This is a genomic window from Azospirillum himalayense (assembly GCF_042657465.1).
Lineage (GTDB): Bacteria > Pseudomonadota > Alphaproteobacteria > Azospirillales > Azospirillaceae > Azospirillum > Azospirillum himalayense.
On record NZ_JBHSLC010000021.1, the window covers coordinates 368,150 to 394,951 of the forward strand.

Consider the following 26,802-nt stretch of genomic DNA (forward strand, 5'->3'; position numbering starts at 1 on the left):
CTACACTCGCGCCACGAGGAACAGCCGCTTGAAGGGAAACAGCGTGCGGCCATCGGGGCGCCGGGGATAGGCGGTGTTCAGCCGGGCGCGGTAGGCCGCCAGAAAGGCGTCCAGCTCCGCGCCCGTCAGCGTGTCCAGGACGGGCAGCAGCGTCGTGCCGCGCGTCCATTGCAGGACCGGATCGTCGCCCTCCAGAACCTGGAGATACTCCGTCTCCCAGAGGTCCAGGCGCCGGGTGAGCGGGGCGAGCCAGCCGTAATAGGTCTCGGGCGCGTGCACCGGGGCGGTGCGCAGGACTGGCGCCAGCCGTTCGGCCCAGGGGCCGTCCGCCGCCGTCTCGTACAACAGGCGGTGCGAGGGCGCGTCGAAGTTGCGGGGCATCTGCACGGCCAGCACCCCGTCGGGGGCCAGCGTCCGCAGCAGGTCCGGGAACAGCCGCTCGTGCCCGTCCAGCCATTGCAGGGCGGCGTTGGAGATCAGCAGATCGACCGACCGGTCGGGGCGCCAGACGCGCAGGTCGGCCTGGAGCCAGCGCACGCGGGACGGTGTCGTCTGCGCGCGCTCCAGCATGGCGGGGGAGTTGTCCACCCCCAGCACCTCGGCCTCCGGCCAGCGCTCGGCCAGCCGACGGGCGAGCTGCCCGGCCCCGCAGCCGAGATCGACCACCGTCCGCGGGGTCAGGGAGGGCAGGGCCGCCACGAGGTCGTGGGCCGGGCGGCGGCGCCAGGACTCGAACCGTGCGTATTGTTCGGGGTCCCACGGCATGCCCGGCCTCCACCGGTTGAAGGGGGTTGGGGTTATTCCTGCTCGCGCTGGCGGGCGATCTGCTCGTCCATGTGGTTGTAGTGCTTCGTGACCATCATGAAGATCGTTCCGATGCAGCCGATGGCCAGCAGCCAGCCGCCGTAATAGAACGCATCGTCCGACGCGCGCGACGCCGCCAGCAGGCCGATGAACGCCATGAAGCCCAGGATCCCCCCGGTGATCCACTTGCCCGTGCCTTCCAAAGTCCCGTTCCCTTCCTTCGCTGCCGGTCCCGCGCGGGGCGTGCGCCCGGCGGGATGCCGACGGGTTGACCGTGCCGCGAATTCTGGTGGAGCGGGCGTCGGAAATCAATCCGGGATGGGCGAATCCGATGTGGGCATTTCGCCCAACCGGGCGGTCTCCTCCACGACGAATCCGGGAGGAAGCTCCAGCGCGAAGACGGTGCCCGCCGCGGTGCTCTCCACCAACCGCAGGTCGCCGCCATGGGCGCGCAGCACCTCCCGCGCGATGGCGAGGCCCAGCCCGACGCCGCCCGCCCGCGCGGAGCCGGCGAAGGGTTGGAACAGGTTGTCCCGCGCCCGCGGCGGCAGGCCCGGCCCGTCGTCGGCGACCAGCAGGAGCAGCCCGCCGCCGGGCCGCGTCTCTGCCATCACCGTCACCGCTCCTGCCCCCGCCTGCGCCGCGTTGCGCCCCAGATTGACCAGCGCGCGGGAGAGCTGGGCGGCGTCGGCGCGGACGGTCAGCCCCTCCGGCACCCGGTTGTTCCAGCGCAGCTCCACCCGTTCCCCGTCCGGGCGCACGACGTCCGGGCGCAGGGCGGCCAGCGCCGTGGCCCCGGCCTCCTCGACCAGCGGGCGCAGCGGCACCACAGCCCGCACCAGGGGCAGCAGGCCGTCGCGGGTGTAGGTCATGGTCTGGCCGCACAGCTCCACCGCCCGGTCGATGGAGGCCATCAGCCGCGGCGTGACCCGCCGCACCTCCGGGTCGGCGCTCTCGGCCAGCCGCTCCGACAGCAGGGCGGCGGTGGACAGGATGGCGCGCAGGTCGTGGTTGATCTTGGCGACCGCGGTGCCCAGCGCGGCCAGCCGCTCGCGCTGGCGCAACGCGCTGCGGATGGTGGCCTGCATGTCGGCCAGCTCTCGCTCCGCCACGCCGATCTCGTCGGTGCGGACGCTGGGCTGGAAGGGCGGCGTGCCGTCGGGGTCGCGGCGGATGGCGACCAGCCCCTCGGTCAGGCGGCGCATCGGCCGCACCAGCAGGCGGGTCAGCGAGACGAAGACCAGAACCGCCGCGATCAGCGAGATCGCCACCGACAGCGCCAGGATGCGGCCCGAGAAGTCGATCATCGCCTGGATCATCGGCCGCTCGTCCATCACCATGTCGACTTGGAAGGCGGGGTCCTTGGGCGACGGCCCGATCACCCGGATCACCCGGTCCCGCCGCTGGGCCAGCGCCATGAAGGCGTCGGCGGTCAGCCGCGGCGCCATGGCGCCGCGCAGGTCGAAGACGGCGTCCACCGTCGGCGGCATGGAGCGGGACAGCATGTAGACGCGACTGTCCGGCCGGATCAGCTCCACCGCGTGGGCGCCGACATGGGCGAGCAGTTCGTTCTGAAGCCCCATCGCCACCATCATGTCCGGCGTCGCCTCCACCGACAGGGCGGCGAGGTGGGCGGCGGCCAGCCGCTCCTCCAGATAGGTCAGGCGGTAGCGCGCGATGGACGGCGTGTAGATCAGCACCTCGGCCAGCAGGACGAACAGCACGGTCAGCACCAGCAGCTTGGCCGACAGGCTGCGCGTCACGGAGGGCAGGGGCATGGGCGGCGTCCGGGGGCAGGGTCTGGGGGCAGGGTCAGGGGGAGGGAATGCCGGAAGATAGGTCAGGCGGCGGCTGCTGCCTAGCCGACGCGGGGTGGCTGCGGGGTTTTGTCCGGTTGAGAGGGCGGTGCCGCCGGCCCATACTGGACCCTCCGAGCAGCCCGAAAAGGAGGGCAGGCCATGTCCATCCTGAGATTCGAAGCGGTTTTGCAGACCGACCGGACCGCCGCGCTGATGGCGGCGGCCGACGGCATCACCGGCAGCGGCGGCTGGATCGTCGACCACACGCTGTTCTCCGACGTGATGGCGGTCATCGCCTTCTGCGTTCCCGCCAACCGGACGACGGCACTGGGCGACGCTCTGGCCGCCGCCGGCATCCTGGTCAGCCCGCCGCTGCCGCCCTCCCTTCCGGGAACCGGCGAGGCGGCGGAGCGGGAGTTGCAGGGGCAGTTGACCCTGACCTTCGCCAAGGGCACCGGCGACCTGCGCCACGCGGTTCCGGCCTTCGAATGACGCCTTCCAATGACCGCGGCGCTCCGTCCGGGGCCGCGCTCTCCTCTGGCGCCCCGCGCGCAAGGTTGGTAGTAGAACCGGCATGAGCGACCTTGCCCGTCACATCGACTCCCTGTCCCGCGCCAGCGTGCTGTGCGTCGGCGACGTCATGCTCGACCGATTCATCTACGGGTCGGTCGACCGCGTGTCCCCAGAAGCGCCGATCCCCGTGCTGAGGATCGAGCGCGAGACGGCCATGCTCGGCGGCGCCGGCAACGTGGCCGCCAACGTCATGGCGCTGGGCGCCGGCTGCCGCTTCGTGTCGGTGGTGGGCGAGGACGCGGCGGGGCTGGAGCTGGTCCGCCTCGTGGCGAAGGAGACGGGCGACGGCGGCGGCTTGGTCGCCGAGCCGGGGCGCCAGACCACCGTCAAGACGCGCTTCATCGGCGGTCGCCAGCAGCTTCTGCGCGCCGACGCCGAGACCATCGCCGCCATCGGATCGGAGGAGGAGGTGATGGTCGCCGCCCGCACCGGCCTGCTGACGGTGGGCGCGGTGATCCTGTCCGACTACGGCAAGGGCGTGCTGACCGACTCTCTGGTGGCGCAGCTCATCCAGGCGGCGCGCGAGGCCGGGGTGCCGGTGGTGGTCGATCCCAAGGGCGACGATTTCGGGCGCTACCGCGGAGCCAGCGTCATCACGCCCAACCGCAAGGAGCTGATCCAGGCGACCGGGATGCCCGCCGACAGCGACGCCGAGGTCGTGGCCGCCTGCCGCTTCCTGCTGGACAGCTGCGGCATCGACGCGGTGGTCGCGACGCGCAGCGAGCGCGGCATGTCCGTGGTGACCCGCGATGGCGCCACCCATCTGCCGGCCAACGCGCGCGAGGTCTTCGACGTGTCGGGCGCCGGCGACACGGTGGTGGCGACGCTGACTTCCGCCCTGTCGGTGGGGGTCGATCTGACCGACGCGGCGCGGCTGGCCAATCTGGCCGCTGGGATCGTGGTGGGGAAGGTCGGCACCGCGGTGGTCCGCGCGCCGGAGCTGCTGTCCGCCTTGCACGAGCAGGAATGGCGCAGCGGCGAGGAGAAGGTCGACACGCTGGAGCAGGCCGTGGAGCGGGCGGCGCGCTGGCGCGCCCGCGGCAAGCGGGTGGGCTTCACCAACGGCTGCTTCGACCTGCTGCACCCCGGCCACATTTCGCTGCTGAACCAGGCGAAGGCCGCCTGCGACGTGCTGGTGGTCGGGCTGAACAGCGACGCCTCGGTGAAGCGGCTGAAGGGCGAGACGCGCCCGGTGCAGACCGAGACGGCGCGGGCGACGGTGCTCGCTTCGCTGGCCTGCGTCGATCTGGTGGTGGTCTTCGGCGAGGACACGCCGGAGGAGCTGATCCGCGCCCTGCGTCCCGACGTGCTGGTGAAGGGGGCGGACTACACGGTCGCCACGGTGGTCGGCGCCGGATTCGTGCAGAGCTACGGCGGCAAGGTCGTGCTGGCCGACCTCGTGGACGGCCAGAGCACGACCAACACCATCAAGCGCATGCAGCGCTGAACGCTGGGATGCGGAAATCGGGGCGCTGACCGCCCCGGCTTGCGGCCGGGGCGTCCACGCCACGCGATCACATCTTCTTCTGGACGCTGTCCGACGAGCGCTCCACGGCGCGGCCGCCCGCCTGCACGTCCTGGCCCATGCCTTCGACGGTGTTGCAGGCGGCGAGGCTGGTGGTCAGGGCGGCACCCAGGGCGGCGAAAAGGACGAGCTTCTTCAGGCTACGCATGGCATTTTCCTCTTGAGGTCGAAAACAATCGGCTGAAAAACGCGAGAAACCCGCCAAAGGTTTCCGAAGCCTCGCCGTGCGGAAGGACAGTTCTCCACACTCAAACGGATAGGGGGAGGGCGCGCATGTTCGAAGGGTTCACCCGTCACCGCATCGCCACCGACGGTGCCGAGATCCACACGCTGGTCGGGGGCGAGGGGCCGCCGCTCCTTCTGCTTCATGGGTTTCCGCAGTGCCACGCCCTGTGGAACCGGGTCGCGCCGCGGCTGGCCGAGCGCTTCACCGTGGTGCTGACCGACCTGCGGGGGTACGGCCAATCGTCGAAGCCGCCGGGCGATTCCGCGCACGAGACCTACTGCAAACGCGCCAACGCGCGCGATCAGGTGGCGGTGATGGCCGCGCTGGGCTTCGACCGCTTCCGGCTGGCCGGGCATGACCGCGGCGCGCGGGTGGCCCACCGGCTCGCCCTCGACCATCCCGACCGGGTCGAGCGCGTGGCCTTCCTCGACGTGGTGCCGACGCTGGAGGTCTTCGCCCGTATCGACCAGCGCATGGCGACCGCCTATTACCACTGGTTCTTCCTGATCCAGCCGAACAACCTTGCGGAACGGCTGATCGGGTCGGACCCCGACTTCTATCTGGGGCAGGTGCTCGGCTCCATCGGCAGCAGCGCCGACATTTTCGAGCCGGAGGCGATGGAGGCCTACCGCACCGCCTTCCGCGACCCCGCCACCGTCCACGCCATGTGCGAGGACTACCGCGCCGCCGCCAGCATCGACCTGGAGCACGACCGCGAAGACCGCGCGGCGGGGCGCAAGGTGGAATGCCCGGCCCTGTTCCTGTGGGGCCGCAACAGCGCGGTCGGGCGCCTCTACGACGACCCGCTGGGCATCTGGCGCGGCTACGCCCCGGCCATCGAAGGCCATGTGATGCCCGCCGGCCATTTCATCCCCGAGGAGGCGCCGGAGGAGACGGCGCGGGCGCTGCTGGACTTCTTCTCCGGCTGATCCTCACGCCGCGCATCGCGGAACCGTCCCTGTGCCGAGGCCCGGACCTTCGTCCGGCCCGGCATCGAGGAAGGAGACACCACCATGCGCTGCCAGCAGTTTCTGACAACCATCCAGGGTTGCGTCGGCAACGGCACCATCAATGGCCCGCGGGCCACGGTGCTGGCCCAGAACGCCAACATCCGCGGCGGCTGGGAGGGCTGGCTCCAGGCCGAGATCGCACACGGTTTCCTGAACGTTGCGGGCAACTGGACCTGCGACCGGGAATGGGCCTACCCATCCACCAACGCCGCGAATCCCTACCTGACCTACACGACGGTCGGCGGCCCGGCCTGGGGAGTCTCCAACAACGCCAACGCCGCCGCCCGCGCCGACTTCTACCTGCGCCGCAACACCGGGGTGGCCGACGACGTCTACATCGAACTGAAGTGCATCCTGCCCGCCCATGCCACGCCCATCCAGGACGCCTGGAACCGCTTCAACGCCGACGTCGTGAAGCAGCAGACCCTGCGCGGCGGCAACGCCGGCCTGAACTACGTCTCGCTCCTGGCGACCTTCGGCACCTTCCAGGCCGCGGACGTGGCGGGACCCAACCCGAATCTCGGCTGGTACTGGGCGGGCGGGCGTACCGCCTATGTGTACGATGTGGCGAACAATCAGGTCACCACCCTGGCGAACGTGGCCCAGGGCGGCGCTCCGCGCCTGTTCCTGATCGCCGTTTCGGTGTGACGCGGGCCGGGGCGCGAGCCCCGGCTCCTCCCGTTCCGACACGGGTTCCGGCAGTTCCCATGCCGGTCCTTCAACCCGGCATCCCTCCCCCGGACGAACTGTCCCGTTGCCAGTTGGCGTGAGCGGCGGCATAAATCGGCGCGCGGCCCTCCCCGCTGGACGGGAAGGCTTTTGGCAAACACAAAAATGGCGGAAGGAAAGCCCCCAATGGCTGAAAGCACTTTCGACGTCGTCGTGGTCGGCGGCGGTCCCGGCGGGTATGTCTGCGCGATCCGTGCGGCGCAACTCGGTTTCAAGGTCGCCTGCGTCGAGAAGCGCAGCGCGCTGGGCGGCACCTGCCTGAATGTGGGCTGCATCCCCTCCAAGGCGCTGCTCGCCGCGTCGGAGAAGTACGAGGAGGCCAAGCACGGCCTCGCCAAGTTCGGCATCAAGGTCGGCGGCGTCGAGCTGGACCTGCCGGGCATGCTGTCCCACAAGGACAAGGTCGTCAAAGAGAACACCGGCGGCATCGAGTTCCTGTTCAAGAAGAACAAGATCGCCTGGCTGAAGGGTGCGGGCCGCATCACCGCCCCGAACACCGTCGAGGTCGAGGGCGTCGGCACCATCACGGCGTCCAAGGCCATCGTCATCGCCACCGGCTCGGAAGTCACCCCGCTGCCGGGCATCGAGATCGACGAGCAGAAGATCGTCTCCTCCACCGGCGCCCTGGAGCTGCCGGAGGTGCCGAAGCGCCTCGTCGTCATCGGCGGCGGCGTGATCGGTCTGGAGCTGGGCTCGGTCTGGGGCCGCCTCGGCGCGCAGGTCACCGTGGTCGAGTTCCTGGACCGCATCCTGCCGACCATGGACGGCGAGGTGTCCAAGCAGATGCAGCGCATCCTCGGCAAGCAGGGCATGACCTTCAAGCTCGGCTCCAAGGTCACCGGGGCCAAGATCACCAACACCGGCGTCACCCTGTCGGTCGAGCCCGCCGCCGGCGGCACCGCCGAGGAGGTCGAGGCCGACGTCGTGCTGGTCGCCATCGGGCGCCGCGCCTACACCAACGGCCTGGGCCTCGACGCCGTCGGCGTGGAGATGGACAACCGCGGCCGCGTGAAGATCGGCACGCATTTCGAGACCAACGTGCCGGGCATCTACGCCATCGGCGACGTGGTCGAAGGCCCGATGCTGGCCCACAAGGCCGAGGAGGAGGGCGTCGCGCTCGCCGAGCTGCTGGCCGGCCAGGCGGGCCACGTCAACCACGACCTCGTCCCCGGTGTCGTCTACACCTGGCCGGAAGTGGCCGCGGTCGGCAAGACCGAGGAGGAGCTGAAGGCCGCCGGCGTCGCCTTCAAGGCGGGCAAGTTCCCCTTCACCGCCAACGGCCGCGCCCGCGCCAGCGGCACGACCGACGGTTTCGTGAAGATCCTGGCCGACGCGCGCACCGACAAGGTGCTGGGCGTCCACATGGTCGGCCCGAACGTGTCGGAGATGGTGGCCGAGCTGGCCGTGGCGATGGAGTTCAGCGCGTCCGCCGAGGACATCGCCCGCACCTGCCACGCCCACCCAACCCTGTCGGAAGTGACCAAGGAAGCCGCCCTCGCCGTGGACGGCCGCGCCCTGCACATCTAAGGCGCGCCTCTTCCCCCTCCCCCGCGAGAGCGGGGGAAGGCCCTTTCTTCTCCCTCCCCTGCGAAGCGGGGGAGGGCCGGGGAGGGGGCAATGCACCTCCCACCCTCCAAACTTTACGGCGTCTTCTTCGCCCGCGGGTGCGCCGAGCGGTACACCTGCATCAGCTGCTCGCTCTCCACGTCCGTGTAGCGCTGCGTCGTCGACAGCGAGGCGTGGCCCAGCAGATCCTGAATCGCCCGCAGATCCCCGCCGTCCGCCAGCAGATGCGTGGCGAAGCTGTGCCGCAGCGCGTGCGGCGTCGCGGTCTCCGGCAGCCCCATCAGGCGGCGCAGGTCGCGCATCCGCCGCTGCGCGATGGCCGGGGCGAGCTGTCCGCCGCGCACCCCGACGAACAGCGGCGCGTCCGGCCCCTGGCGGTAAGGACAGGCGTCCATGTAGGCCCGCACCGCCTCCGTCACCGCCGGCAGCACCGGGACGATCCGCTCCTTGTTGCCCTTGCCGGTGACGCGCAGAGTCTCGCCCAGCGGCGCCTCGCGGCGCGTCAGGTTCAGCGCTTCCGAGATGCGCAGGCCGCAGCCGTAGAGCAGGGTGAACAGCGCCCGGTCGCGCTTGCCGACCCACGGCTCGTCCGGCTCCTTCTCCGATTCCTCCAGCAGGCGGTCGGCGTCCAGCACGGTCAGCGGCTTCGGCGCCGGGCGCTTGATGCGCGGGCCGGAGAAGGTGTTGATCGCCGGATTGTGCAGCCGCCCGTCGCGGTCCAGCCAGCGGAACAGGTTGCGCACCGACGACAGGGCGCGTGACCGGCTGTTGGAGCCGATTCCCTTCATGGCGAGGTGGGACAGCCAGGAGCGGAAGTCCGTGACGGTGAGCGCGGCGAGGTCGTTCATCGACGGCGGCTTCGCCTGATAGCCGGTGATGAACTCCAGGAAGGTCGCGACGTCGCCGATGTAGGCGGTCAGCGTGTGGGGCGAGACGTTGCGCTCGCTCTCCATCCAGCGGCGCCAGTGCACGAGCACGTCCTGCACGTCGGGCTGGGCGGCGAAACCGAGGACGGGGTTCTGTTTTCCGGTCATGCGCTCTTGTGGTTCAGGCCGGCAGTTCGAGCCAGCCGCGGATCACCCGCTCGACCACGCGGGCGAGGAAGCCGACCAGCTCGGTGCCCTGGCCGCTGTGGAAGCTGTCCGGCTCGCGGCTGCCGAAGGCCAGCATGCCGTCCGGCGTCTCGCTGGACACCTGGAGGCGGATCAGAACCTCCGACCGGACCAGCCCGGCGCCGGGGCCGTACAGCTCCGGATCGCCCTGGATGTCGGCGTTCAGCGCCACGTCGGCCTTGCCCAACCAGCGGTCGACGGTCCCCGGCTCGACCACCCGCACGCCGGAGGTCTGGACATGCGGGGTGTCGTGGCCGTTCGATTCGACGATCAGGCAGGCGACATCCAGGTCGAGCAGCACCGCCAGATCGGTGGTGATGGTCTGGATGAGCTGCTCGAAGCTCTGTGCGTCGAGGAGGAACAGCACCGCCGCGTGGATGCGGTTCTGGCTGTTCATGTTGGCGCGTGAGGTGCCGATCAGCTCGCGCTGCTGGTCCTTCAGCAGGCGGACCTCGCCGCGCAGCCGCTCGACCATGTAGGCCTGCAAATCCACCACCCCGCGACCGCGGTCCTGCGACGGCGGGGTCAGGTGGTGGACCAGATCGCCGTGATGGACCAGGAAGTCGGGATGGTCCCGCAGGTAGGCGTGCACCTCCTCGGCGGTCGGCGCGTCCTTCCTGTGGGGTGTGTGTCCCGGCTCCCGGCCCATGCTGCCGTCCTCAGAGGATGGACTGGCCGGTCTTCTGCCAATCGGCGACGAACTGGGCGAGGCCCTTGTCGGTCAGCGGATGGTTGAAGAGCTGCTTCAGCACCGACGGCGGGGCGGTGACGACGTGGGCGCCCAGGCGGGCGGAGTCGACGATGTGGATCGGGTTGCGGATCGAGGCGACCAGCACCTCGGTCTTGAAGTAATCGTAATTGCTGTAAATCTCCACGATGTCGGCGATCAGGCCCATGCCGTCCTGTCCGATGTCGTCCAGACGGCCGACGAAGGGCGACACGAAGCTGGCGCCGGCCTTGGCGGCCAGGATCGCCTGGGCCGGGGAGAAGCACAGCGTGACGTTGACCATCGTCCCCTCGGAGGAGAGCGCCTTGCACGTCTTCAGGCCGGCCTGCGTCAGCGGAACCTTCACCGTGACGTTGTCGGCGATCTTGGCAAGCTTCTTTCCTTCCGCCAGCATGGTCTCGAAGTCGGTGGACGCCACCTCGGCGCTGACCGGGCCGCTCACCACGTCACAAATTTCGGCCACGAGGTCGAGGAAGCTGCGACCGGACTTGGCGACGAGGGAGGGGTTGGTGGTAACACCGTCCAGCAGGCCGGTGTCGGCCAGATCGCGGATCTCGGCGATGTCGGCGGTGTCAACGAAGAACTTCATGACCTGGAATCCATACTTGCTGAGGAAGACCGTGCCCTGTTTCCCGGGATTCGCTGCCCGGCGTCGCGGCCAGGGGGCACTCTAGCCGATGCGTGAAAATTCCGCCAGATCCGGGGCCGCTTCCGGACATTCTGCGCAGGCCCTTCTGCCGGGCACGGTGCCGGCGGACGCGGACCCGCGCGTCCGCGTGCTGCTGCCTCTGCCGCTGCGCGAGGCCTACGATTACCGCGTGCCCGCCGGGATGACCCTCGTCCCAGGCGATTACGTGGAGGTTCCGCTGGGGCCGCGCCGCGTGCTGGGGGTGGTGTGGGGCGACGGCGCCGGAGTGGTGGCGGCCGCCCGGCTGAAGCCGGTGGTCCGCCGCTTCGACGTGCCGCCGATGCCGGAGGTCGAGCGCAAGTTCGTGGAGTGGGTCGCCGCCTACACCATGACGCCGCCGGGGCATGTGCTGCGCATGGCGATCAGCGTCCCCTCGGCGCTGGAGCCGGCGAAGGCCATGCTCGCCTACCTGCGCAAGCCGGACGCCGAGCCGCCCCCCGGCTTCAAGATGACCGAGCCGCGGCGGCGCGTGCTGGCCCTGCTGGACGACGGCCCGCCGCGCACCCCGGCGGAGCTGGCCGAGGAGGCCGGCTGCGGCGTCACCGTGGTGCGCGGGCTGGCCGAGGCCGGGTTGCTGGAGCCGCTGCTGCTCCAGCCGACCAAGCTCGGGCGGCCCGACTGCCACCGTCCCGGCCCCACCCTGTCCGCCGACCAGGAGGCCGCGGCGGCGGACCTGCGCGCCCGCGTCGAGTCCGGCGTCTACTCCACCGTGCTGCTCGACGGGGTGACCGGCTCCGGCAAGACGGAGGTCTATTACGAGGCGATCGCCGCGGCCCTGAAGGCGGGCAAGCAGGCGCTGGTTCTGCTTCCGGAAATCGCCCTGTCGGCGCAGTGGCTGGAGCGTTTCGCCCGCCGTTTCGGCGCTCCGCCGGCGGAGTGGCATTCCGAACTGACCGGGGCGCAGCGCCGCGACACCTGGAGGGCCGTGGCCAACGGCGAGGTGCCGGTGGTGGTCGGCGCCCGCTCCGCCCTGTTCCTGCCCTACAAGAACCTCGGCGTCATCATCATCGACGAGGAGCACGACTCCGCCTACAAGCAGGAGGAGGGGTCGATCTACCACGCCCGCGACATGGCCGTCGCGCGGGCGCATCTCGGCGGCATCCCCACCGTGCTGGTCTCCGCCACGCCGTCGCTGGAGACCAAGGTCAACGCCGACAGCAACCGCTACGCTCGCATCGAGCTGCCGGGCCGCCACGGCGGCGCGGTGCTGCCCGACGTCGAACTGGTGGACCTGCGCAAGGACCGGCCGCCGGCCCGCCACTGGCTGGCCCCGTCGCTGAAGACGGCCATCGAGCAGACGCTGGCGGAGAAGGAGCAGGTGATGCTGTTCCTCAACCGCCGCGGCTACGCCCCGCTGACTTTGTGCCGGGCCTGCGGGCACCGCCTGCAATGCCCCAACTGCACGGCGTGGCTGGTCGAGCACCGGCTGGCCCGCAAGCTCCAGTGCCATCACTGCGGCCTGTCGCAGCCGCTCTCCCCGACCTGCCCGGAATGCGGCGAGGAGGGGACGCTGGCGGCCTGCGGTCCGGGCGTGGAGCGCATCGCCGAGGAGGTGGCGGAGCTGTTCCCCGACGCCCGCGCCGCCATCATGGCGTCCGACACGCTGTTCGGCCCCCGCGCCATCCAGGAGATGGTCCGGCGGATCGCCGACCATGAGCTGGACATTCTGATCGGCACCCAGGTGATGGCGAAGGGCCACCATTTCCCCATGCTGACCCTGGTCGGGGTGGTCGACGCCGATCTCGGGCTGGCCGGCGGCGACCTGCGGGCGGGGGAGCGGACCTACCAGCTCCTCCATCAGGTGGCCGGGCGCGCCGGGCGCGGCGAGCGGCCGGGGCGGGTGATGCTGCAGACCTACATGCCGGAGCATCCGGTGATGCAGGCGCTGGCCGCCGGGGACCGCGACGGCTTCTACCAGCTGGAGGCGGAGATGCGGCTGGAGGCCGGGATGCCGCCCTTCGGACGGCTGGCCGCCCTGATCGTGTCGGGGGAGGATGCGGCGGCGGTGGAGAAGCTGTCCATCGCGCTGGGCCGCGCCGCGCCGCGCAGCGACACCGTCGCCGTGCTGGGGCCGGCTCCGGCGCCGCTGGCCCTGCTGCGGGGGCGGCACCGGCGGCGCCTGCTGCTGAAGGCGCCGCGCACCGTCCAGGTGCAACCCTTGATCGCCCGCTGGCTGGAGCAGGTGGACATTCCGCCCAACGTGCGCGTGCAGGTGGATGTCGATCCCTACAGCTTCCTGTAGAGATGCGGTGCCCGTTAAGAAACGTCGGACTCCTGTAAAGGGGGCTGCGACCGATTGTCTCTGCGCGCTCCGCAAGGCACCTGTGACGTTTGGTCCGTTGCGGCCGGCGGGTCATGGTATTACCAGAGTATGGAAGTCATCTTTCGCCGAGCGATCTCATGTCCAGGCTGCGCGGTCGTTTCCACCTCCCTACCTTGCTGACGGTTCTCCCGGTTCTCGCGCTGCTGGCGATCATCGCCCTGGCGGCGGGCGTGCCCGCCCAGACCCGGGGGACGGAATCGGACGCCAAGGCGCTCCTCGACAAGACCAGCGGCTATCTGCGCCAGCACGGCGCGGAGGGCGCGGCGGACGCCTTCGCCCAGCGGGACGGCGCGCTGATCGACCGCGACCTCTACCCGATGCTGATCGACCGCGACGGCGTGATGGTGGCCCACGGCTGGACGCCGTCGCTGAACGGCGTGAACCTCAAGGACCTGAAGGACGTCGACGGCAAGCCCTTCATCCAGGAGGCGCTGGACATCGTGGCGGAGCGGGATTCGGGCGCCGTCAGCTACAAATGGACGGACCCGCTGTCCGGCCAGATCGCGCCGAAGACGATGATCGTGCGTCGCATCGTCCTGGGCGGTGAGCCCTATCTGCTGTCGGTCGGCGTCTACCGCTGACCGGGTTCGTCGGCGGGCGATCCGGCAGGCCGGCGGACGGTCGACTCGGACTTTTCCGAAGGGTGAAAAAGAGGCTCAGAGCACCGAGACGGAGCGGTCGGTCCGCGGGCGGGGGCGCCAGATCGACAGGCATTCGGCGGCGCTGCCGCCGGACCCGATGCCGTACCAGCCGGAGCGGTCGTTGAAGGACAGGCTGTAGCGCCCGCGCCCGTCGCGCTCGAAGCGGAAGACGGGACGGTCCACGCCGGGCAGGAGGACGAGGAGCCGGTCATGCTCCCGGCCGGTTTCGCGGATGACTCCGGCCCAATGGCCAAGGCGCAGCTTCGGCTCGGCCACCGTCTCGAATTCGTTGAGGTCGGCGGGGGTGAAGCGGGCGCAGGAAAAGGCGACGACGGTCATGATTGGCCTGGGTTTGTCCTGTCAGACGGCTGTGTGGCGACCGTGCGCGTGAATGGTTAAACGGGTGTTAAACAGGGCGTTAGGTCACAGTCTGGTCCCTGGACCGCCGCGCGACGGGCTTTGGAAATCCGGCCTCGGGAAGGGCCTCGGGAAGGGCAGGTCCTTCAACTGCCGAGGTGATCCGTTGCGGTTGTGAAGTGGTATGCCCATTTCCAGCGCCCGCTGCCAAGAACGGACCCCACGCCGCAGGGGCGCAAAACGCCGCACGCAAGCCGCGTGCAAATTGTCCAGACCCCGTTGCGCAGGGCCTAATCCTGTGATATTGGACCGCTCGCTTTCGCGGGCTGGGCCGCCGCGATGTGGGTTTTGCCCTATTTAAGGCCCTGAAAATTCACCGTCTACCGAACTCAATTCGAGGGATCAGGTGGCAATCGAAGGTACAGGCGTTTCCGAACTCGCTACGCGCTACTCCATCGCGCTGTTCGAGCTTGCGGACGAGAACAAAGCGTTGGATCAGGTCGCGAGCGATCTGGTTGCGCTGAAGCAAATCCTGGCTGAGAGCGCCGACCTTCGCCGCCTCGTCCGCAGTCCCGTGATCAGCCGCGCCGACCAAGGCCGGGCGATGGCCGCGGTTCTGGACCGCGCCGAAGTGTCCGATCTGACCAAGCGCTTCATCGGGCTGGTGGCCAAGAACCGCCGCCTGTTCGCGCTGGAAGGCATGATCGAAGGCTATCTCGCCGAACTGGCCCGCCGTCGTGGCGAAGTGACCGCCCAGGTCACCTCGGCCCAGCCGCTGAGCGACGCTCAGCTGGCCGCGGTCACCGACGCGCTGAAGGCGTCGATCGGCTCCAAGGTGTTGATCAACACCACGGTCGATCCCGCGCTGATCGGGGGCATGATCGTTAAGTTCGGCTCGCGCATGGTCGACACCTCGGTGCGCACGAAGCTGAACAAATTGCAACTCGCCATGAAGGCCTCAGGGGGATCAGTCTGATGGATATCCGCGCCGCAGAAATCTCTGCGATCCTCAAGCAGCAGATCGCGAATTTCGGGACCGAGGCGGACGTCGCCGAGGTCGGTCAGGTCCTCTCCGTGGGTGACGGCGTCGCCCGCGTGCACGGCCTGGACAACGTGCGCGCCGGCGAGATGGTCGAGTTCCCCGGTGGCATCAAGGGCATGGCGCTGAACCTCGAGACCGACAACGTTGGCGTCGTGATCTTCGGCACCGACAGCGAGATCAAGGAAGGCGACACCGTCAAGCGCACGGGCACCATCGTGGACGTGCCGGTCGGCAAGGGTCTGCTGGGCCGCGTCGTGGACGGCCTGGGCAACCCGATCGACGGCAAGGGCCCGCTGGTGGACGTCACCCGCACCCGCGTCGAGGTCAAGGCCCCCGGCATCATCCCGCGCAAGTCGGTGCACGAGCCGATGCAGACCGGCCTGAAGGCCGTCGACAGCCTGGTTCCGATCGGCCGCGGCCAGCGCGAGCTGATCATCGGTGACCGCCAGACCGGCAAGACCGCCGTCGTCATCGACACCTTCCTGAACCAGAAGCCGATCAACCAGGGCGACGACGAGAGCAAGAAGCTCTACTGCATCTACGTCGCCGTCGGTCAGAAGCGCTCCACCGTCGCCCAGATCGTCAAGACCCTGGAAGACGCCGGCGCCCTGGAATACTCCATCGTCGTCGCGGCCACCGCGTCGGAGCCGGCTCCGCTGCAGTTCCTGGCGCCGTACACCGGCTGCACGATGGGCGAGTACTTCCGCGACAACGGCATGCACGCCCTGATCGTGTACGATGACCTGTCCAAGCAGGCCGTCGCCTACCGTCAGATGTCGCTGCTGCTCCGCCGTCCGCCGGGCCGCGAAGCCTACCCGGGCGACGTGTTCTACCTTCACAGCCGCCTTCTCGAGCGCGCCGCCAAGATGGGCGACGCCCACGGCAACGGCTCGCTGACCGCCCTGCCGGTCATCGAGACTCAGGCCGGCGACGTGTCGGCCTACATCCCGACGAACGTGATCTCGATCACCGACGGCCAGATCTTCCTCGAGACGGGCCTGTTCTATAAGGGCATCCGTCCGGCCATCAACGTCGGCCTGTCGGTGTCGCGCGTCGGCTCCGCCGCCCAGATCAAGGCGATGAAGCAGGTCGCGGGCACCATCAAGATGGAGCTGGCCCAGTACCGCGAGATGGCCGCCTTCGCGCAGTTCGCCTCGGACCTCGACGCTGCCACCCAGCGCCTGCTGGCCCGCGGCGCCCGTCTGACCGAGTTGCTGAAGCAGCCGCAGTTCCAGCCGCTGCCGGTCGAAGAGCAGGTCGTGTCGATCTTCTCGGGCGTGAAGGGCTACCTCGACAAGATCAAGGTCGAGGACGTCAACCGCTTCGAGCAGAAGTTCCTCGCCGAGGTCCGCTCCAAGGGGGCCGACATCCTGGCGACGATCCGCAACGAGAAGCAGATCACCTCTGCGACCGAGGAGCGCCTGAAGGCCTTCCTCGACAACTTCTCCAAGGTGTTCGTCTGATCGACGGCGGGGGCGCAGTCCCTGCGCCCCGTCCGTCAACCCGAACGACCCCGAGCGGAATGAAGGGCCGGCATGCCTAACCTCAAGGACCTAAAGAACCGGATCGCCAGCGTCCAATCGACGCGGAAGATCACCTCGGCGATGAAGATGGTCGCCGCCTCCAAGCTCCGCCGTGCGCAGGAGCAGGCGGAAGCCGGTCGTCCCTACGCCGAGCGCATGGGCCGCATGCTGGCCTCTCTCGCGGCCAACGTGCAGGACTCGGGCAACGGCCCGAAGCTGATGACCGGCACCGGTTCCGATCAGGTGCATCTCCTCGTCATCATCAGCTCCGACCGTGGCCTGTGCGGCGCCTTCAACGGCGCCATCGTCCGTGAGTCCCGCCGCCAGATCCAGCGCCTCCAGTCGGAAGGCAAGACGGTCAAGCTGCTCACCGTCGGCCGCAAGGCCCGCGACCAGCTGCGCCGCGAGTTCGGCTCGCTGATCGTCGAGACCTACGAGGATGTGGGCCGCCGCAAGCTGTCCTTCGCCGACGCCGATGTCGTCGCGCAGAAGGTTCTGGCGATGTACGACGCGGGCGAGTTCGACGTCTGCTCGGTGATCTTCAACAAGTTCAAGTCGGCGATCTCCCAGATCGTGACCGTCCAGCAGCTCGTTCCCTTCGCCGTCGAGGCGCAGGCGGACGAGGAGGCCGCGGGCGCCGAGGTCAAGGCGATCTACGAGTTCGAGCCCGACGAGGAGCAGATCCTCGCCGAACTGCTGCCGCGCAACCTGTCGATCCAGGTCTACCGCGCCCTCCTGGAAAGCGCCGCGTCCGAACAGGGCGCCCGCATGACCGCGATGGACAACGCGACGCGCAACGCCGGCGACATGATCAACAAGCTGACGATCACCTACAACCGCACGCGCCAGGCCTACATCACCAAGGAGCTGATCGAGATCATCTCCGGCGCCGAGGCGGTTTAACGGCGCAGCGTTCGCGGTCGATACGACGGCACATCCGACAATTATCGAGTTCCGAGGGAGCTTTACTCCATGGCCACCACCACCCAGGCGACGAACGCCGTCGGCAAGATCACGCAGGTCACGGGCGCCGTTGTCGACGTCCAGTTCGACGGCGAGCTGCCGGCCATTCTGAACGCTCTGCACACCCAGAACGACGGCAAGACCCTCGTGCTCGAGGTTGCCCAGCACCTCGGCGAGAGCACCGTCCGCGCCATCGCCATGGACAGCACCGACGGCCTGGTCCGCGGCGCCGAAGTGACGGACACCGGCGCCCCGATCGCCGTGCCGGTCGGCCCGGCCACCCTCGGCCGCATCATCAACGTGATCGGCGAGCCGATCGACGAGCGCGGCGACGTCGGCGCCGAGCGCACCCTGCCGATCCACCGTTCGGCCCCGGACTTCGTCGAGCAGTCGACGGACGCCGAAGTGCTGATCACCGGCATCAAGGTCATCGACCTGCTGGCCCCCTACGCCAAGGGCGGCAAGATCGGCCTGTTCGGCGGCGCCGGCGTGGGCAAGACCGTGACCATCATGGAGCTGATCAACAACGTCGCGAAGGCGCACGGCGGCGTGTCGGTGTTCGCGGGCGTGGGCGAGCGCACCCGTGAGGGCAACGACCTCTACCACGAGATGATCGAGTCGGGCGTCATCAAGCTCGACGGCCCGGGTTCCAAGGTGGCCCTGGTGTACGGCCAGATGAACGAGCCGCCGGGCGCCCGCGCTCGCGTCGCCCTGTCCGGTCTGACCCTCGCGGAATACTTCCGCGACGAGGAAGGCCAGGACGTGCTGTTCTTCGTGGACAACATCTTCCGCTTCACGCAGGCCGGTTCGGAAGTGTCGGCTCTGCTGGGCCGCATCCCGTCGGCGGTGGGTTACCAGCCGACGCTGGCCACCGACATGGGCGCCCTGCAGGAGCGCATCACCTCCACGAAGAAGGGGTCGATCACCTCGGTGCAGGCCATTTACGTGCCCGCCGACGATCTGACCGACCCGGCCCCGGCCACCTCCTTCGCCCACCTGGACGCCACCACGGTGCTGTCGCGTTCGATCGCCGAAATGGCGATCTTCCCGGCGGTGGACCCGCTGGACTCGACCAGCCGCATCCTGGACCCGCGCGTCGTCGGTGAGGAGCACTACACCGTCGCCCGCTCGGTGCAGCGCGTCCTCCAGACCTACAAGTCGCTGCAGGACATCATCGCGATCCTGGGCATGGACGAGCTGTCGGAAGAGGACAAGCTGGTCGTGGCCCGCGCCCGCAAGATCCAGCGCTTCCTGTCGCAGCCGTTCCACGTCGCCGAGGTGTTCACCGGCACCCCGGGCGTGCTCGTCAGCCTGGAAGACACCATCAAGGGCTTCAAGGGCATCGTGAACGGCGACTACGATCACCTGCCGGAAGCGGCCTTCTACATGGTCGGCACCATCGACGAAGCCATCGCCAAGGCGAAGAAGCTGGCCGCCGAAGCCGCCTGATCAAGGTCGGCTGAGGTTCGGTAACGAGGCTAACCCTCTCCTCCGCCCGCGCGGGGGAGGGGGTTCTTATGAAGAGGCACCAGGAAACCCATGGCCGATAAAGTCGAATTCGAGCTGGTCTCTCCGGAGAAGCTGCTGACCTCGCAGCCCGTCGACATGGTCGTGGTGCCGGGTTCGGAAGGTGACTTCGGCGTCCTCGCCGGCCACTCGCCGATGATTTCGACCGTCCGTCCGGGCGTGATCGACGTCTACGAGGCCGACCGCGTGGTCGACCGGGTGTTCGTCGCCGGCGGCTTCGCCGAGGTGACCGAGACCCGCTGCACCGTCCTCGCCGAGGAGGCCATCGCGGTCTCCGAGATCGACCGGGCCAAGGTCGAGCAGCAGATCCGCGACCTGGGCGAGGATCTGGAAGACGCCAAGTCCGACGACGAGAAGGCCCGCGTGGAGGCGAAGATCGCCATCGCCCGCGCCAAGCTCGACGCGACCGGCGCGACCACGCACTGACACCGGGGCCGGCCCGGCGGCGAACGCCGGCTGGGCCGTTTCCGTTGCATTGCGCCTTCGCAGCCATACATAGTGTCCCGCAAGGGATCGAACGCCTCCCGGCTCGTCCGTCGAGGCGTTTTTGTTTTTATGGTCCTGTTCTCCGTCAGAGCGTGGAACAACCGGCCCGGAACGGCGGCCAGCAGCGGGAGTGGAGTGTGGCGTTGCACTGGAACTACGAAGAGCTTCCCTGGAATCAATTGGACCATGGCAAGGTCGATCCCGATCTCGTCCCGCTCATCAAGGCGGCGGCCCTGGTGGAGTTCAACGCCGACGACTACACGGCCTATCTCTGCAACGTCTTCCACGACGACCCCGAGTTCCAGGAGGTCGCGCACGGCTGGGCGGTCGAGGAGGTCCAGCATGGCCGCGCGCTCGGCAGATGGGCGGAGCTCGTCGATCCGAGCTTCGACTTCGACCGAGCCGTGGAGCGCTTCCGCGCCGGCTACAAGGTGCCGATCGACCTCGACGCCTCGGTCCGCGGCTCGCGCACCGGCGAGATGATCGCCCGCTGCATGGTCGAGACCGGCACCAGCAGCTACTACGCGGCCATCGGCGATTCGACGGACGAACCGGTCCTCAAGCTGATCTGCAAGAACATCGCCGCCGACGAGCTGCGCCACTTCAAGCTCTTCTACACCTACACGAAGAAGTATCTGGAGCTGGAGCAGCTCAACAAGTTCCAGCGGCTCAAGGTGGCGCTGTCGCGCATCGGCGAGTCGGAGGACGACGAGCTGGCCTACGCCTACTACGCGGCCAACGCGCCGGAGGGCGAGCCCTACGCGCACAAGACCTACAATCAGGCCTACATGCGTCGCGCCTACGGCCGTTACCGGCCCAAGCACGTCGACCGCGCGGTGGCGATGGTCTTCAAGGCCTGTGGGCTGAAGCCGCACACCCGCTTCTACAGCGTCGCCGCCCGCGGCGCCTGGTGGCTGATCGAAAGCCGCGCCAAGCGGCTGGCCAAGGTCGCCTGAACAGCACCGGACGCGGCGGGGTCAGCCCCGCCGCAGCGCCGCGATCACCGGGGCGAATTCCGCCAGCACCGACTCGTAGACCGGGCGCTTGAAGGGCACGATCAGGCCGGGCAGATCGTCGGCATCGACCCATTTCCAGGCGTCGAACTCCGGATGTTCGGTGGCGAGGTCGATGTCGCTGTCCACACCGGTGAAGCGGGCGGCCAGCCAGACCTGCTCCTGACCGCGCCAGCGGCCCTTCCAGACCTTGCCCAGCAGATGATCGGGCAGGTCGTAGCGCAGCGTCTCCGCCGTCTCCCCGAGGATCTCGGCCTTGTCGGTGCCGATCTCCTCCTTCAGCTCGCGCAGGGCGGCCTCGTGGACGCCCTCACCCTCGTCGATGCCGCCCTGGGGCATCTGCCAAGCGTCCTTGCTGTCGCAGCGCCGGGCCACGAACACCTGCCCGCGGTCGTTCAACAGCATCACCCCCACGCAGGGGCGGTAGGGGAGGGACTCGCGGTCGATGGGCTTCTTGCTCATGCGCCTTATTGCTTCTGCATGTTGGCCACGGCGGAGACCGGCACGATGGCGATGCCACGGTCGGCCAGCCCGGTGAGCCACAGGTTGATCCGTTCGATGGTGCTGGGGTAGGGCGCGCCGATGCCCACCGCGGCGCCGTTGGCCTTGGCGATGGCCTCCAGTTCGGCGAGCTGGTCGTCGATGGCGCCGCGCGACAGGTCGCGGTCGATCACCCGGTCGGCGAAGGCCCGCGGCACGCCCGCCTGACCCGCCAGGGTTCCGGCGACGCTGCGCGGGTTGGCGCGGGCGTCCAGCACCATCAGGCCGCGCGCCTTCATCGCCGCGACGACTGGGTTCACCGCGTCGGGGTTGGCGGTGAATTTGCTGCCCGTGGTGCTGGTGATGCCGACATAGCCGACCGCCTTGCCCAGCGACCATTCCAGCCGCTCCATGTTGCGCTCGGGCGGCAGCATGGTGAGAAGGGCGTTGGGGCCGGGGTCGTTGCGCGGGTAGTCCTGCGGCTCCATGGGAACGGAGAGCATCACCTCGTGCCCCTTGCCGCGGGCGCGCTCGACCCAGTTGTCCAGCCGCTCGGCGTAGGGGACGAAGGCCAGCGTGATCGTCGGCGGCAGCTTCTGCAGGGCGTTGCCGGTGGTCACGCCGGAGATGCCCATCTCGGCCAGCACGATGGCGATGCGCGGACGGCGGTCGGCGGCGGGGAAAGGCCGGGCATAGACCTGCCAGGGCTTGCGCCCGTCCTCGGCGATGCGCGGCAGCGGCCCGTTGCGCGAATCCTCGACCAGGCCGGGAACCGGTGCCGGCGTCAGGATGACCGGCTCGTTCACGGCCACGGCGAGCGGCGGCGGGGGAGCCGCGACGACGGGTAGCGAAGGCGCCGCCGGGGGGGAGGCCGCGGGCGGAGCCGGTTGGACGGGAACCGTCGCCGCGGCGGGCGGTGCTGCCGGCGGCGTTGGCGCCTGCGCGCCCTTCACCGCCACCTCGACACGGGGGATGGCGGCCTGCCACGCCTCGGTGGTGTGCTCTCCGTTCATCGCCAGCCAGCCGCCCAGCCCGCCCAGACCGAGGGCCACAACGGCGTAGGCGCCGAGCAGCCTCCTGGCGAGGGGCGACAGCGGGCGGCGCTCCTTGCCTGCGCGCGGCGCGTCGTCCGAATCGCCGCCGGCCTTCCGGCGCCGGAGGCGGGCCAGCAGGCCGGGTCCGGAACGTTCCCGTTTCGCGGGCTTCAGGCGGCCCAGCAGGGCGGCAGCGTTCACGGACCCGGTCCCTCCCCTCAGTGCGCGCGGGCCTGGAACAGGGCGACGCCCCGCAGCAGGTCGAGCGCACGGGCCAACTGGTAGTCGAAGGGCGGCTGGTTGGGCGCGCCTTCACCGTTCTCCGCGGACGGCGCCGCCGGGGCGTTGCCGTTGGCGGGGGCCGGCGTCGCGCCCGGCGCTGCGCCCGGAGCCGCACCGGGAGCCGGAGTGTTGCTGGCGCCCGGCGCCGGGGCCGGCTGGGTGGTGGCCGGGCGGGGGGCGTCCGGGTTGCGCAGCGCGCCGCGCAGGTCGCTCTCGCGGCGGCGGATCAGACCCTGGTCGGTCTCCTCGACGCGGGCCGGATGCACCTCGATGTCCGGGGTGATGCCCAGCGCCTGGATCGACTTGCCCGACGGCGTGTAGTAGCGCGCCGTGGTCAGGCGCATGGCGCCGTGGCCGGGCAGCGGGATGATCGTCTGGACCGAGCCCTTGCCGAAGGACTGGGTGCCGAGGACGAGCGCCCGCTTGTGGTCCTGCAGCGCGCCGGCGACGATCTCCGAGGCCGAGGCCGAGCCGCCGTTGATCAGCACCACGACCGGCAGGCCCTTGGCGAGGTCGCCGGGCTTGGCGTTGTAGCGCGTGCCCTCCTCGGCCTTGCGGCCGCGGGTGGAGACGATCTCCCCCTTTTCCAGGAAAGTGTCGGAGACCGAGACCGCCTGGTCGAGCAGGCCGCCGGGGTTGTTGCGCAGGTCGAGGACGTAGCCCTTCAGCTTGTCGCCCAGTTGCTGCTGGATCGAGGCGATGGCCTTCTCCAGACCCTGCTGCGTCTGCTCGTTGAAGCTGGTGACGCGGACGTAGCCGATGTCGCCCTCGGTGCGGTAACGGACCGACTGCACCTTGATGACGGCGCGGGTCAGCGTCACCTCGAACGGCTCGCCGGCCTCGCCGCGGCGCACGGTGACCTTGATGTCGCTGCCCACCGGGCCGCGCATCTTCTCCACCGCCTCGTTCAGCGACAGGCCCATCACGGCCTCGCCGTTGAGCTGGATGATCAGGTCGCCCGGCTGCAGCCCGGCGCGGAAGGCCGGAGTCTCGTCGATGGGTGACACGACCTTGATCAGGCCGTTCTCCATCGTCACCTCGATGCCCAGCCCGCCGAACTCGCCGCGGGTCTGAACCTGCATGTCCTGGAAGCTCTTGCGGTTCAGATAGCTGGAATGCGGGTCGAGCGAGGTGAGCATTCCGTTGATGGCGGATTCGATCAGCTGCTCGTCCGTCGTCGACTCGACATACTCGGCGCGCACGCGCTCGAACACGTCGCCGAACAGGTTGAGCTGGCGGTAGGTCTCGGAACTGTTGCCGGTGCTGTTCACCTGCGCGGTGACGGTGGCGACGCCGGCCCCCAGAAACACCAGGGCCGCGGCGGTGGCGGCACGCTTGACTATCCTCATCTACCCTTGTCCTTTCCCCTCCGGGGCGCCGAAACCGCGCTGTGGATTGATCGGCTGTCCGTGACGTCGAAGCTCGAAGTAAAGATCGGGTGACCCGTCGGCGGGCATCAGGCCGATGGGCTCCCCCGTGGCCACGCGCCGTCCGACGGCCGTGTCGATGCGGCCAAATCCAGCGATGAGACTATGATATCCGTGGCTGTGTTCCACGATCAAGATTTGGCCATAGCCGCGGAACGGACCGGCGAAGACGATCGTTCCGGCTTGCGGTGACACCACCGTCGAGCCGGCGCGGGCCTGGATGGTGACGCCCCGGCTGGTCGCGCCGTAGCGGTCGGCCTCGCCGTAGCGGACGGTCACCCGGCCGCCCACCGGCAGGCGCTCCCCGGCGGGCGCGCTGGGCGCGGCGCGGGCGGTTTCCGCCTCGGCCCTGGCCCGCTGTTCGCTGGCCCGCTGGTCTGCGGCCCGCTGTTCGGCGAGTTTCTGTTCAGCCTGCCGTTGCTCCGCCGCTTTCTGTTCCGCCAGCTTCTGCTCGGCTTGTCTCTGCTCCGCGGCTCGCTGCTCGGCGAGGCGGCGTTCGGCTTCGCGGCGCTCCGCCTCCAGCCGCTCGGCCTCGCGCTTGGCCGCCATGGCGGCGGCGGCGCGGCGTTCGGCCTCGATGCGGTCCATCAGCTGGCGAAGGTCGGTGGCCTGACCGGTCAGCCGGGCGGTGCGCTGGGCGACTTGCTGCCGCTCCTCCTCGGTCTGGCGCGACAGCTCCTCGCGCCGGGCGACGAGCTGGCCGATTTCCTTCTGGCGGTCGATCAGGGTGAGGCGGGCGGCGTAGGTGCGGGTGCGCTGGGCCTGCAGCGTCTCGCGCGTCTCGGCCAACCGGGTCAGCGCCTGGGCCAGCGCGTCGGCGCGGGCGCGCAGGGCCGGAACCGTGTCGCGCAGCAGCAGGGCGGAGCGCAGCGTGTCCACCGGCCCGTCCGGGCGGGCAAGCGCCGCTTCCGGGGGGATGCGGGCGACGCGCTGCAGGGCGGCGAGCAGGGCGGCGATCTGCTGCCGCTCGCCCTCCAGCTTTTCGGCCTGGTTGCGCTCCTGCGTCTCCAGCGCCGTCAGGGACTCTTCCAGATGGGCGAGTTCGTCCTCCTGCGCCCGTTCCTGGTCGGCCAGACCGACCAGCCGGTCGCGCAACTCGTCCAGTTCCTTCTGGAGCGTCTGCGACTGGCGGTCGAGCTGCTTTTGCAGGGCCTTGTCGGTCTGGAGATCCTGCTCCACCCGCTTCAGCGTCTGGCCGGGGGACTCGGTCTGCGCGGCGGCGGCGGTGGAGAGGACGAGAAGGGTGGCGGTCAGCAGGGCCGGCCGCCAGGAAAACGCCCGTCTCCGCCCCGCACCTTGCGGACGGGAGACGGGGAGGGGGAGCAGAGCAACACCCGCCGGATGATCGCGCCCTGCGCCCATGCCCGGTTTCGCCTTATTCCGCGGCGGCCCGCGCGCTGGCGCGGTCGATCAGGCTCTTGCCGGTCATCTCCGCCGGCTGCGGCAGCTTCATCAGGTCGAGCAGCGTCGGAGCGATGTCGGCCAGACGCCCGCTGCGGATCGCCGACACCCCGGCGGGGCCGTTCACCAGCACCAGCGGCACCTTGTCCAGCGTGTGGGCGGTGTGCGGGCCGTTGGTTTGCGGGTCCTTCATCAGCTCGCAGTTGCCGTGGTCGGCGGTGACCAGCATCACGCCGCCCTGGGCGCGCACGGCGGCCTCCAGCCGGCCCAGGCTGGCGTCCACCGCCTCCACCGCCTTGATGGCGGCGGACAGGATGCCGCTGTGGCCGACCATGTCGGGGTTGGCGTAGTTGATGACCACCAGATCGTATTTCCCGCTGTCCACGGCGGCGACGACCTTGTCGGTCACCTCGGCGGCGGACATTTCCGGCTGGAGATCGTAGGTCGCGACCTTCGGCGACGGCACCAGGATGCGGTCCTCGCCCGGATACACGCGCTCCTCGCCACCGTTGAAGAAGAAGGTGACGTGCGGGTACTTTTCCGTCTCGGCGATGCGCAACTGGGTCAATCCGGCCTCGCTGACCACTTCGCCCAGCACCTTGGTCAAGGATTTCGGCGGAAAGATGGTCGTCATCAGCTTGGCGAGCGTGGACGAGTACTCGACCATGCCGACGGCGGCGGCCAGCTTCGGCACCGAGGCGCGCTCGAACCCGTCGAAGGCCGGGTCGACGAAGGCGGCCAGGATCTCGCGGGCGCGGTCGGCGCGGAAGTTCGCCATCAGGATGGCGTCGCCGTCCTTCATGCCGGTGTAGCCGTCGATGACGGTCGGCAGGATGAACTCGTCGTGGGTGCCGGCGGCGTAGCTCTGCTCGATGGCCTGGATCGGGTCGGCGGCCGTCAAGCCCTCGGCGCTCACCAGTGCGGCGTAGGCCTTGGCGACGCGGTCCCAGCGCTTGTCGCGGTCCATGGCGTAGTAGCGACCGCTGACCGTGGCGACGGTGACGCCGGGCAGGGCGTGGACGTCGGCCATGAACTCGGCCATCTGGTCCTTGGCGCTTTGCGGCGGCACGTCGCGGCCGTCGGTGAAGGCGTGGATCTCGACCGGGACGCCCTCATGGGCCAGCACGCCGGCCAGCGCCGCGATGTGGTCCTGGTGCGAATGGACGCCGCCCGGCGACAGCAGGCCCAGGATGTGGCAGCGCCCGCCCGAGGCCAGCAGCGTCTTGGCGAGGTCGTTCAGCGCGGCGTTGCGCTCCAGCTCGCCCTCGACGATGGCGTGGTCGATCATCACCAGATCCTGGCGGACGACGCGGCCGGCGCCCAGGTTCATGTGACCGACCTCGGAGTTGCCCATCTGGCCCTTGGGCAGCCCGACCTCCTCCTCGCTGGCCTCCAGGAAGGCGCGCGGCTCCGACGACCACAGCCGATCCCAGTTGGGCGTGTTGCCCTGCGCGATGGCGTTGTCCTCGCGCTCCTCGCGGTAGCCCCAGCCATCCAGGATGCACAGCACTACGGGTCGGGGACGATTGGTCTCGGTCATCACG

The 26,802-nt window shown here is 69.6% G+C and carries 26 protein-coding genes; 13 read left to right on the plus strand and 13 right to left on the minus strand.

The features are described from left to right. The 3 genes from ACFPMG_RS13665 to ACFPMG_RS13675 form a co-directional block, all read right to left on the minus strand. Positions 1–765, minus strand: coding sequence for a methyltransferase domain-containing protein (locus ACFPMG_RS13665; protein ID WP_376995643.1), 765 nt, complete (start codon positions 763–765; stop codon positions 1–3). 32 nt (positions 766–797) lie between these two features. Next, the gene (locus tag ACFPMG_RS13670) at positions 798–962 is read right to left on the minus strand and encodes a hypothetical protein (protein ID WP_376995644.1); all 165 of its coding nucleotides are present in this window, start codon (positions 960–962) and stop codon (positions 798–800) included. A gap of 150 nt (positions 963–1,112) precedes the next feature. After that, positions 1,113–2,582, minus strand: a complete 1,470-nt coding sequence (locus tag ACFPMG_RS13675; protein ID WP_376995646.1) for a sensor histidine kinase — start codon at positions 2,580–2,582, stop codon at positions 1,113–1,115. Between the two features lie 180 nt (positions 2,583–2,762). Between ACFPMG_RS13675 and ACFPMG_RS13680 the strand changes: the two genes are divergently transcribed. Next, positions 2,763–3,095 carry a hypothetical protein gene (locus ACFPMG_RS13680; RefSeq protein WP_376995647.1) on the plus strand — a complete coding sequence of 111 codons (333 nt, stop codon included), beginning with the start codon at positions 2,763–2,765 and terminating at the stop codon, positions 3,093–3,095. 82 nt (positions 3,096–3,177) lie between these two features. Next, positions 3,178–4,623, plus strand: coding sequence for a D-glycero-beta-D-manno-heptose-7-phosphate kinase (gene rfaE1, locus ACFPMG_RS13685; protein ID WP_376995648.1), 1,446 nt, complete (start codon positions 3,178–3,180; stop codon positions 4,621–4,623). Positions 4,624–4,690: 67 nt separating this feature from the next. On the opposite strand, the gene ACFPMG_RS13690 is transcribed toward rfaE1, so the two are convergent. Further along, a complete protein-coding gene (locus ACFPMG_RS13690; RefSeq protein ID WP_038526216.1) occupies positions 4,691–4,849 on the minus strand; it encodes an entericidin A/B family lipoprotein in 159 nt (52 codons plus the stop codon). A gap of 125 nt (positions 4,850–4,974) precedes the next feature. Here ACFPMG_RS13690 and ACFPMG_RS13695 point away from each other — a divergent pair, with 125 nt between their 5' ends. The 3 genes from ACFPMG_RS13695 (at position 4,975) to lpdA (ending at position 8,193) form a co-directional block, all read left to right on the plus strand. Then, on the plus strand, positions 4,975–5,856 hold the full coding sequence (locus ACFPMG_RS13695; RefSeq protein ID WP_376995649.1) for an alpha/beta fold hydrolase: 882 nt from the start codon (positions 4,975–4,977) through the stop codon (positions 5,854–5,856). Between the two features lie 84 nt (positions 5,857–5,940). Then, positions 5,941–6,585: a hypothetical protein gene (locus tag ACFPMG_RS13700; RefSeq protein ID WP_376995650.1), complete on the plus strand. Its 645-nt coding sequence runs from the start codon at positions 5,941–5,943 to the stop codon at positions 6,583–6,585. A gap of 207 nt (positions 6,586–6,792) precedes the next feature. Then, the gene (gene lpdA, locus ACFPMG_RS13705; RefSeq protein WP_376995652.1) at positions 6,793–8,193 is read left to right on the plus strand and encodes a dihydrolipoyl dehydrogenase; all 1,401 of its coding nucleotides are present in this window, start codon (positions 6,793–6,795) and stop codon (positions 8,191–8,193) included. Positions 8,194–8,306: 113 nt separating this feature from the next. On the opposite strand, the gene ACFPMG_RS13710 is transcribed toward lpdA, so the two are convergent. From ACFPMG_RS13710 to fsa, 3 genes are read right to left on the minus strand one after another with little or no spacing between them, the layout of a single operon-like run. Continuing rightward, positions 8,307–9,266: a tyrosine recombinase XerC gene (locus tag ACFPMG_RS13710; protein ID WP_059398918.1), complete on the minus strand. Its 960-nt coding sequence runs from the start codon at positions 9,264–9,266 to the stop codon at positions 8,307–8,309. 13 nt (positions 9,267–9,279) lie between these two features. Then, complete coding sequence (locus ACFPMG_RS13715) at positions 9,280–9,993, minus strand: DUF484 family protein (RefSeq protein WP_137115022.1); 714 nt, start codon at positions 9,991–9,993, stop codon at positions 9,280–9,282. A 10-nt stretch (positions 9,994–10,003) separates the two neighbouring features. After that, positions 10,004–10,660: a fructose-6-phosphate aldolase gene (fsa, locus tag ACFPMG_RS13720; RefSeq protein ID WP_376995654.1), complete on the minus strand. Its 657-nt coding sequence runs from the start codon at positions 10,658–10,660 to the stop codon at positions 10,004–10,006. Positions 10,661–10,748: 88 nt separating this feature from the next. Between fsa and ACFPMG_RS13725 the strand changes: the two genes are divergently transcribed. Next, positions 10,749–13,001, plus strand: coding sequence for a primosomal protein N' (locus ACFPMG_RS13725; protein ID WP_376995655.1), 2,253 nt, complete (start codon positions 10,749–10,751; stop codon positions 12,999–13,001). A 158-nt stretch (positions 13,002–13,159) separates the two neighbouring features. After that, positions 13,160–13,663 carry a cache domain-containing protein gene (locus ACFPMG_RS13730; RefSeq protein WP_038526233.1) on the plus strand — a complete coding sequence of 168 codons (504 nt, stop codon included), beginning with the start codon at positions 13,160–13,162 and terminating at the stop codon, positions 13,661–13,663. 75 nt (positions 13,664–13,738) lie between these two features. Here the strand turns inward: ACFPMG_RS13730 and ACFPMG_RS13735 are convergent, their stop codons facing one another. After that, on the minus strand, positions 13,739–14,062 hold the full coding sequence (locus ACFPMG_RS13735) for a hypothetical protein (RefSeq protein ID WP_376995656.1): 324 nt from the start codon (positions 14,060–14,062) through the stop codon (positions 13,739–13,741). A gap of 424 nt (positions 14,063–14,486) precedes the next feature. Here ACFPMG_RS13735 and ACFPMG_RS13740 point away from each other — a divergent pair, with 424 nt between their 5' ends. The 6 genes from ACFPMG_RS13740 to ACFPMG_RS13765 all read left to right on the plus strand — a co-directional run bounded on the left by ACFPMG_RS13740 (position 14,487) and on the right by ACFPMG_RS13765 (position 20,577). Next, positions 14,487–15,056 carry a F0F1 ATP synthase subunit delta gene (locus tag ACFPMG_RS13740; RefSeq protein WP_038526237.1) on the plus strand — a complete coding sequence of 190 codons (570 nt, stop codon included), beginning with the start codon at positions 14,487–14,489 and terminating at the stop codon, positions 15,054–15,056. Beyond that, positions 15,056–16,585 carry a F0F1 ATP synthase subunit alpha gene (atpA, locus tag ACFPMG_RS13745; protein ID WP_035671446.1) on the plus strand — a complete coding sequence of 510 codons (1,530 nt, stop codon included), beginning with the start codon at positions 15,056–15,058 and terminating at the stop codon, positions 16,583–16,585. The genes ACFPMG_RS13740 and atpA overlap by 1 nt, the downstream gene beginning before the upstream one ends. Before the next feature lie 72 nt (positions 16,586–16,657). Beyond that, positions 16,658–17,548 (plus strand): F0F1 ATP synthase subunit gamma, encoded by an 891-nt coding sequence (locus ACFPMG_RS13750; RefSeq protein ID WP_014239440.1) that lies wholly within the window; start codon positions 16,658–16,660, stop codon positions 17,546–17,548. A 69-nt stretch (positions 17,549–17,617) separates the two neighbouring features. Further along, positions 17,618–19,057: a F0F1 ATP synthase subunit beta gene (gene atpD, locus ACFPMG_RS13755; RefSeq protein ID WP_376995657.1), complete on the plus strand. Its 1,440-nt coding sequence runs from the start codon at positions 17,618–17,620 to the stop codon at positions 19,055–19,057. Positions 19,058–19,147: 90 nt separating this feature from the next. After that, positions 19,148–19,561: a F0F1 ATP synthase subunit epsilon gene (locus ACFPMG_RS13760; protein WP_103039260.1), complete on the plus strand. Its 414-nt coding sequence runs from the start codon at positions 19,148–19,150 to the stop codon at positions 19,559–19,561. Between the two features lie 197 nt (positions 19,562–19,758). Next, positions 19,759–20,577: an acyl-ACP desaturase gene (locus tag ACFPMG_RS13765; protein ID WP_376995658.1), complete on the plus strand. Its 819-nt coding sequence runs from the start codon at positions 19,759–19,761 to the stop codon at positions 20,575–20,577. A gap of 21 nt (positions 20,578–20,598) precedes the next feature. Here the strand turns inward: ACFPMG_RS13765 and ACFPMG_RS13770 are convergent, their stop codons facing one another. The 5 genes from ACFPMG_RS13770 to gpmI are packed head-to-tail and all read right to left on the minus strand — an operon-like array spanning position 20,599 to position 26,798. Continuing rightward, complete coding sequence (locus ACFPMG_RS13770) at positions 20,599–21,096, minus strand: RNA pyrophosphohydrolase (protein ID WP_376995659.1); 498 nt, start codon at positions 21,094–21,096, stop codon at positions 20,599–20,601. A 5-nt stretch (positions 21,097–21,101) separates the two neighbouring features. Beyond that, positions 21,102–22,349 (minus strand): divergent polysaccharide deacetylase family protein, encoded by a 1,248-nt coding sequence (locus ACFPMG_RS13775; RefSeq protein ID WP_376995660.1) that lies wholly within the window; start codon positions 22,347–22,349, stop codon positions 21,102–21,104. A 17-nt stretch (positions 22,350–22,366) separates the two neighbouring features. Further along, positions 22,367–23,779 carry a S41 family peptidase gene (locus ACFPMG_RS13780; RefSeq protein WP_376995662.1) on the minus strand — a complete coding sequence of 471 codons (1,413 nt, stop codon included), beginning with the start codon at positions 23,777–23,779 and terminating at the stop codon, positions 22,367–22,369. Further along, on the minus strand, positions 23,780–25,219 hold the full coding sequence (locus ACFPMG_RS13785; RefSeq protein ID WP_376995663.1) for a murein hydrolase activator EnvC family protein: 1,440 nt from the start codon (positions 25,217–25,219) through the stop codon (positions 23,780–23,782). A gap of 13 nt (positions 25,220–25,232) precedes the next feature. Then, positions 25,233–26,798 carry a 2,3-bisphosphoglycerate-independent phosphoglycerate mutase gene (gene gpmI, locus ACFPMG_RS13790; protein WP_376995664.1) on the minus strand — a complete coding sequence of 522 codons (1,566 nt, stop codon included), beginning with the start codon at positions 26,796–26,798 and terminating at the stop codon, positions 25,233–25,235. Between the last annotated feature and the right edge of the window lie 4 nt (positions 26,799–26,802).

What these genes read in the sequence shown, in the direction of transcription:
- ACFPMG_RS13725 (WP_376995655.1), top strand. Translation starts at nt 10,749, where the DNA reads ATGCGTGAAAATTCCGCCAGATCCGGGGCCGCTTCCGGACATTCTGCG.
- ACFPMG_RS13710 (WP_059398918.1), bottom strand. Translation starts at nt 9,266, where the DNA reads ATGACCGGAAAACAGAACCCCGTCCTCGGTTTCGCCGCCCAGCCCGAC.
- ACFPMG_RS13715 (WP_137115022.1), bottom strand. Translation starts at nt 9,993, where the DNA reads ATGGGCCGGGAGCCGGGACACACACCCCACAGGAAGGACGCGCCGACC.
- rfaE1 (WP_376995648.1), top strand. Translation starts at nt 3,178, where the DNA reads ATGAGCGACCTTGCCCGTCACATCGACTCCCTGTCCCGCGCCAGCGTG.
- ACFPMG_RS13780 (WP_376995662.1), bottom strand. Translation starts at nt 23,779, where the DNA reads ATGAGGATAGTCAAGCGTGCCGCCACCGCCGCGGCCCTGGTGTTTCTG.
- ACFPMG_RS13730 (WP_038526233.1), top strand. Translation starts at nt 13,160, where the DNA reads ATGTCCAGGCTGCGCGGTCGTTTCCACCTCCCTACCTTGCTGACGGTT.
- ACFPMG_RS13770 (WP_376995659.1), bottom strand. Translation starts at nt 21,096, where the DNA reads ATGAGCAAGAAGCCCATCGACCGCGAGTCCCTCCCCTACCGCCCCTGC.
- atpA (WP_035671446.1), top strand. Translation starts at nt 15,056, where the DNA reads ATGGATATCCGCGCCGCAGAAATCTCTGCGATCCTCAAGCAGCAGATC.
- ACFPMG_RS13680 (WP_376995647.1), top strand. Translation starts at nt 2,763, where the DNA reads ATGTCCATCCTGAGATTCGAAGCGGTTTTGCAGACCGACCGGACCGCC.
- gpmI (WP_376995664.1), bottom strand. Translation starts at nt 26,798, where the DNA reads ATGACCGAGACCAATCGTCCCCGACCCGTAGTGCTGTGCATCCTGGAT.
- ACFPMG_RS13785 (WP_376995663.1), bottom strand. Translation starts at nt 25,219, where the DNA reads ATGGGCGCAGGGCGCGATCATCCGGCGGGTGTTGCTCTGCTCCCCCTC.
- ACFPMG_RS13670 (WP_376995644.1), bottom strand. Translation starts at nt 962, where the DNA reads ATGGCGTTCATCGGCCTGCTGGCGGCGTCGCGCGCGTCGGACGATGCG.
- ACFPMG_RS13760 (WP_103039260.1), top strand. Translation starts at nt 19,148, where the DNA reads ATGGCCGATAAAGTCGAATTCGAGCTGGTCTCTCCGGAGAAGCTGCTG.
- fsa (WP_376995654.1), bottom strand. Translation starts at nt 10,660, where the DNA reads ATGAAGTTCTTCGTTGACACCGCCGACATCGCCGAGATCCGCGATCTG.
- ACFPMG_RS13690 (WP_038526216.1), bottom strand. Translation starts at nt 4,849, where the DNA reads ATGCGTAGCCTGAAGAAGCTCGTCCTTTTCGCCGCCCTGGGTGCCGCC.
- lpdA (WP_376995652.1), top strand. Translation starts at nt 6,793, where the DNA reads ATGGCTGAAAGCACTTTCGACGTCGTCGTGGTCGGCGGCGGTCCCGGC.
- ACFPMG_RS13735 (WP_376995656.1), bottom strand. Translation starts at nt 14,062, where the DNA reads ATGACCGTCGTCGCCTTTTCCTGCGCCCGCTTCACCCCCGCCGACCTC.
- ACFPMG_RS13750 (WP_014239440.1), top strand. Translation starts at nt 16,658, where the DNA reads ATGCCTAACCTCAAGGACCTAAAGAACCGGATCGCCAGCGTCCAATCG.
- ACFPMG_RS13700 (WP_376995650.1), top strand. Translation starts at nt 5,941, where the DNA reads ATGCGCTGCCAGCAGTTTCTGACAACCATCCAGGGTTGCGTCGGCAAC.
- ACFPMG_RS13675 (WP_376995646.1), bottom strand. Translation starts at nt 2,582, where the DNA reads ATGCCCCTGCCCTCCGTGACGCGCAGCCTGTCGGCCAAGCTGCTGGTG.
- atpD (WP_376995657.1), top strand. Translation starts at nt 17,618, where the DNA reads ATGGCCACCACCACCCAGGCGACGAACGCCGTCGGCAAGATCACGCAG.
- ACFPMG_RS13695 (WP_376995649.1), top strand. Translation starts at nt 4,975, where the DNA reads ATGTTCGAAGGGTTCACCCGTCACCGCATCGCCACCGACGGTGCCGAG.
- ACFPMG_RS13665 (WP_376995643.1), bottom strand. Translation starts at nt 765, where the DNA reads ATGCCGTGGGACCCCGAACAATACGCACGGTTCGAGTCCTGGCGCCGC.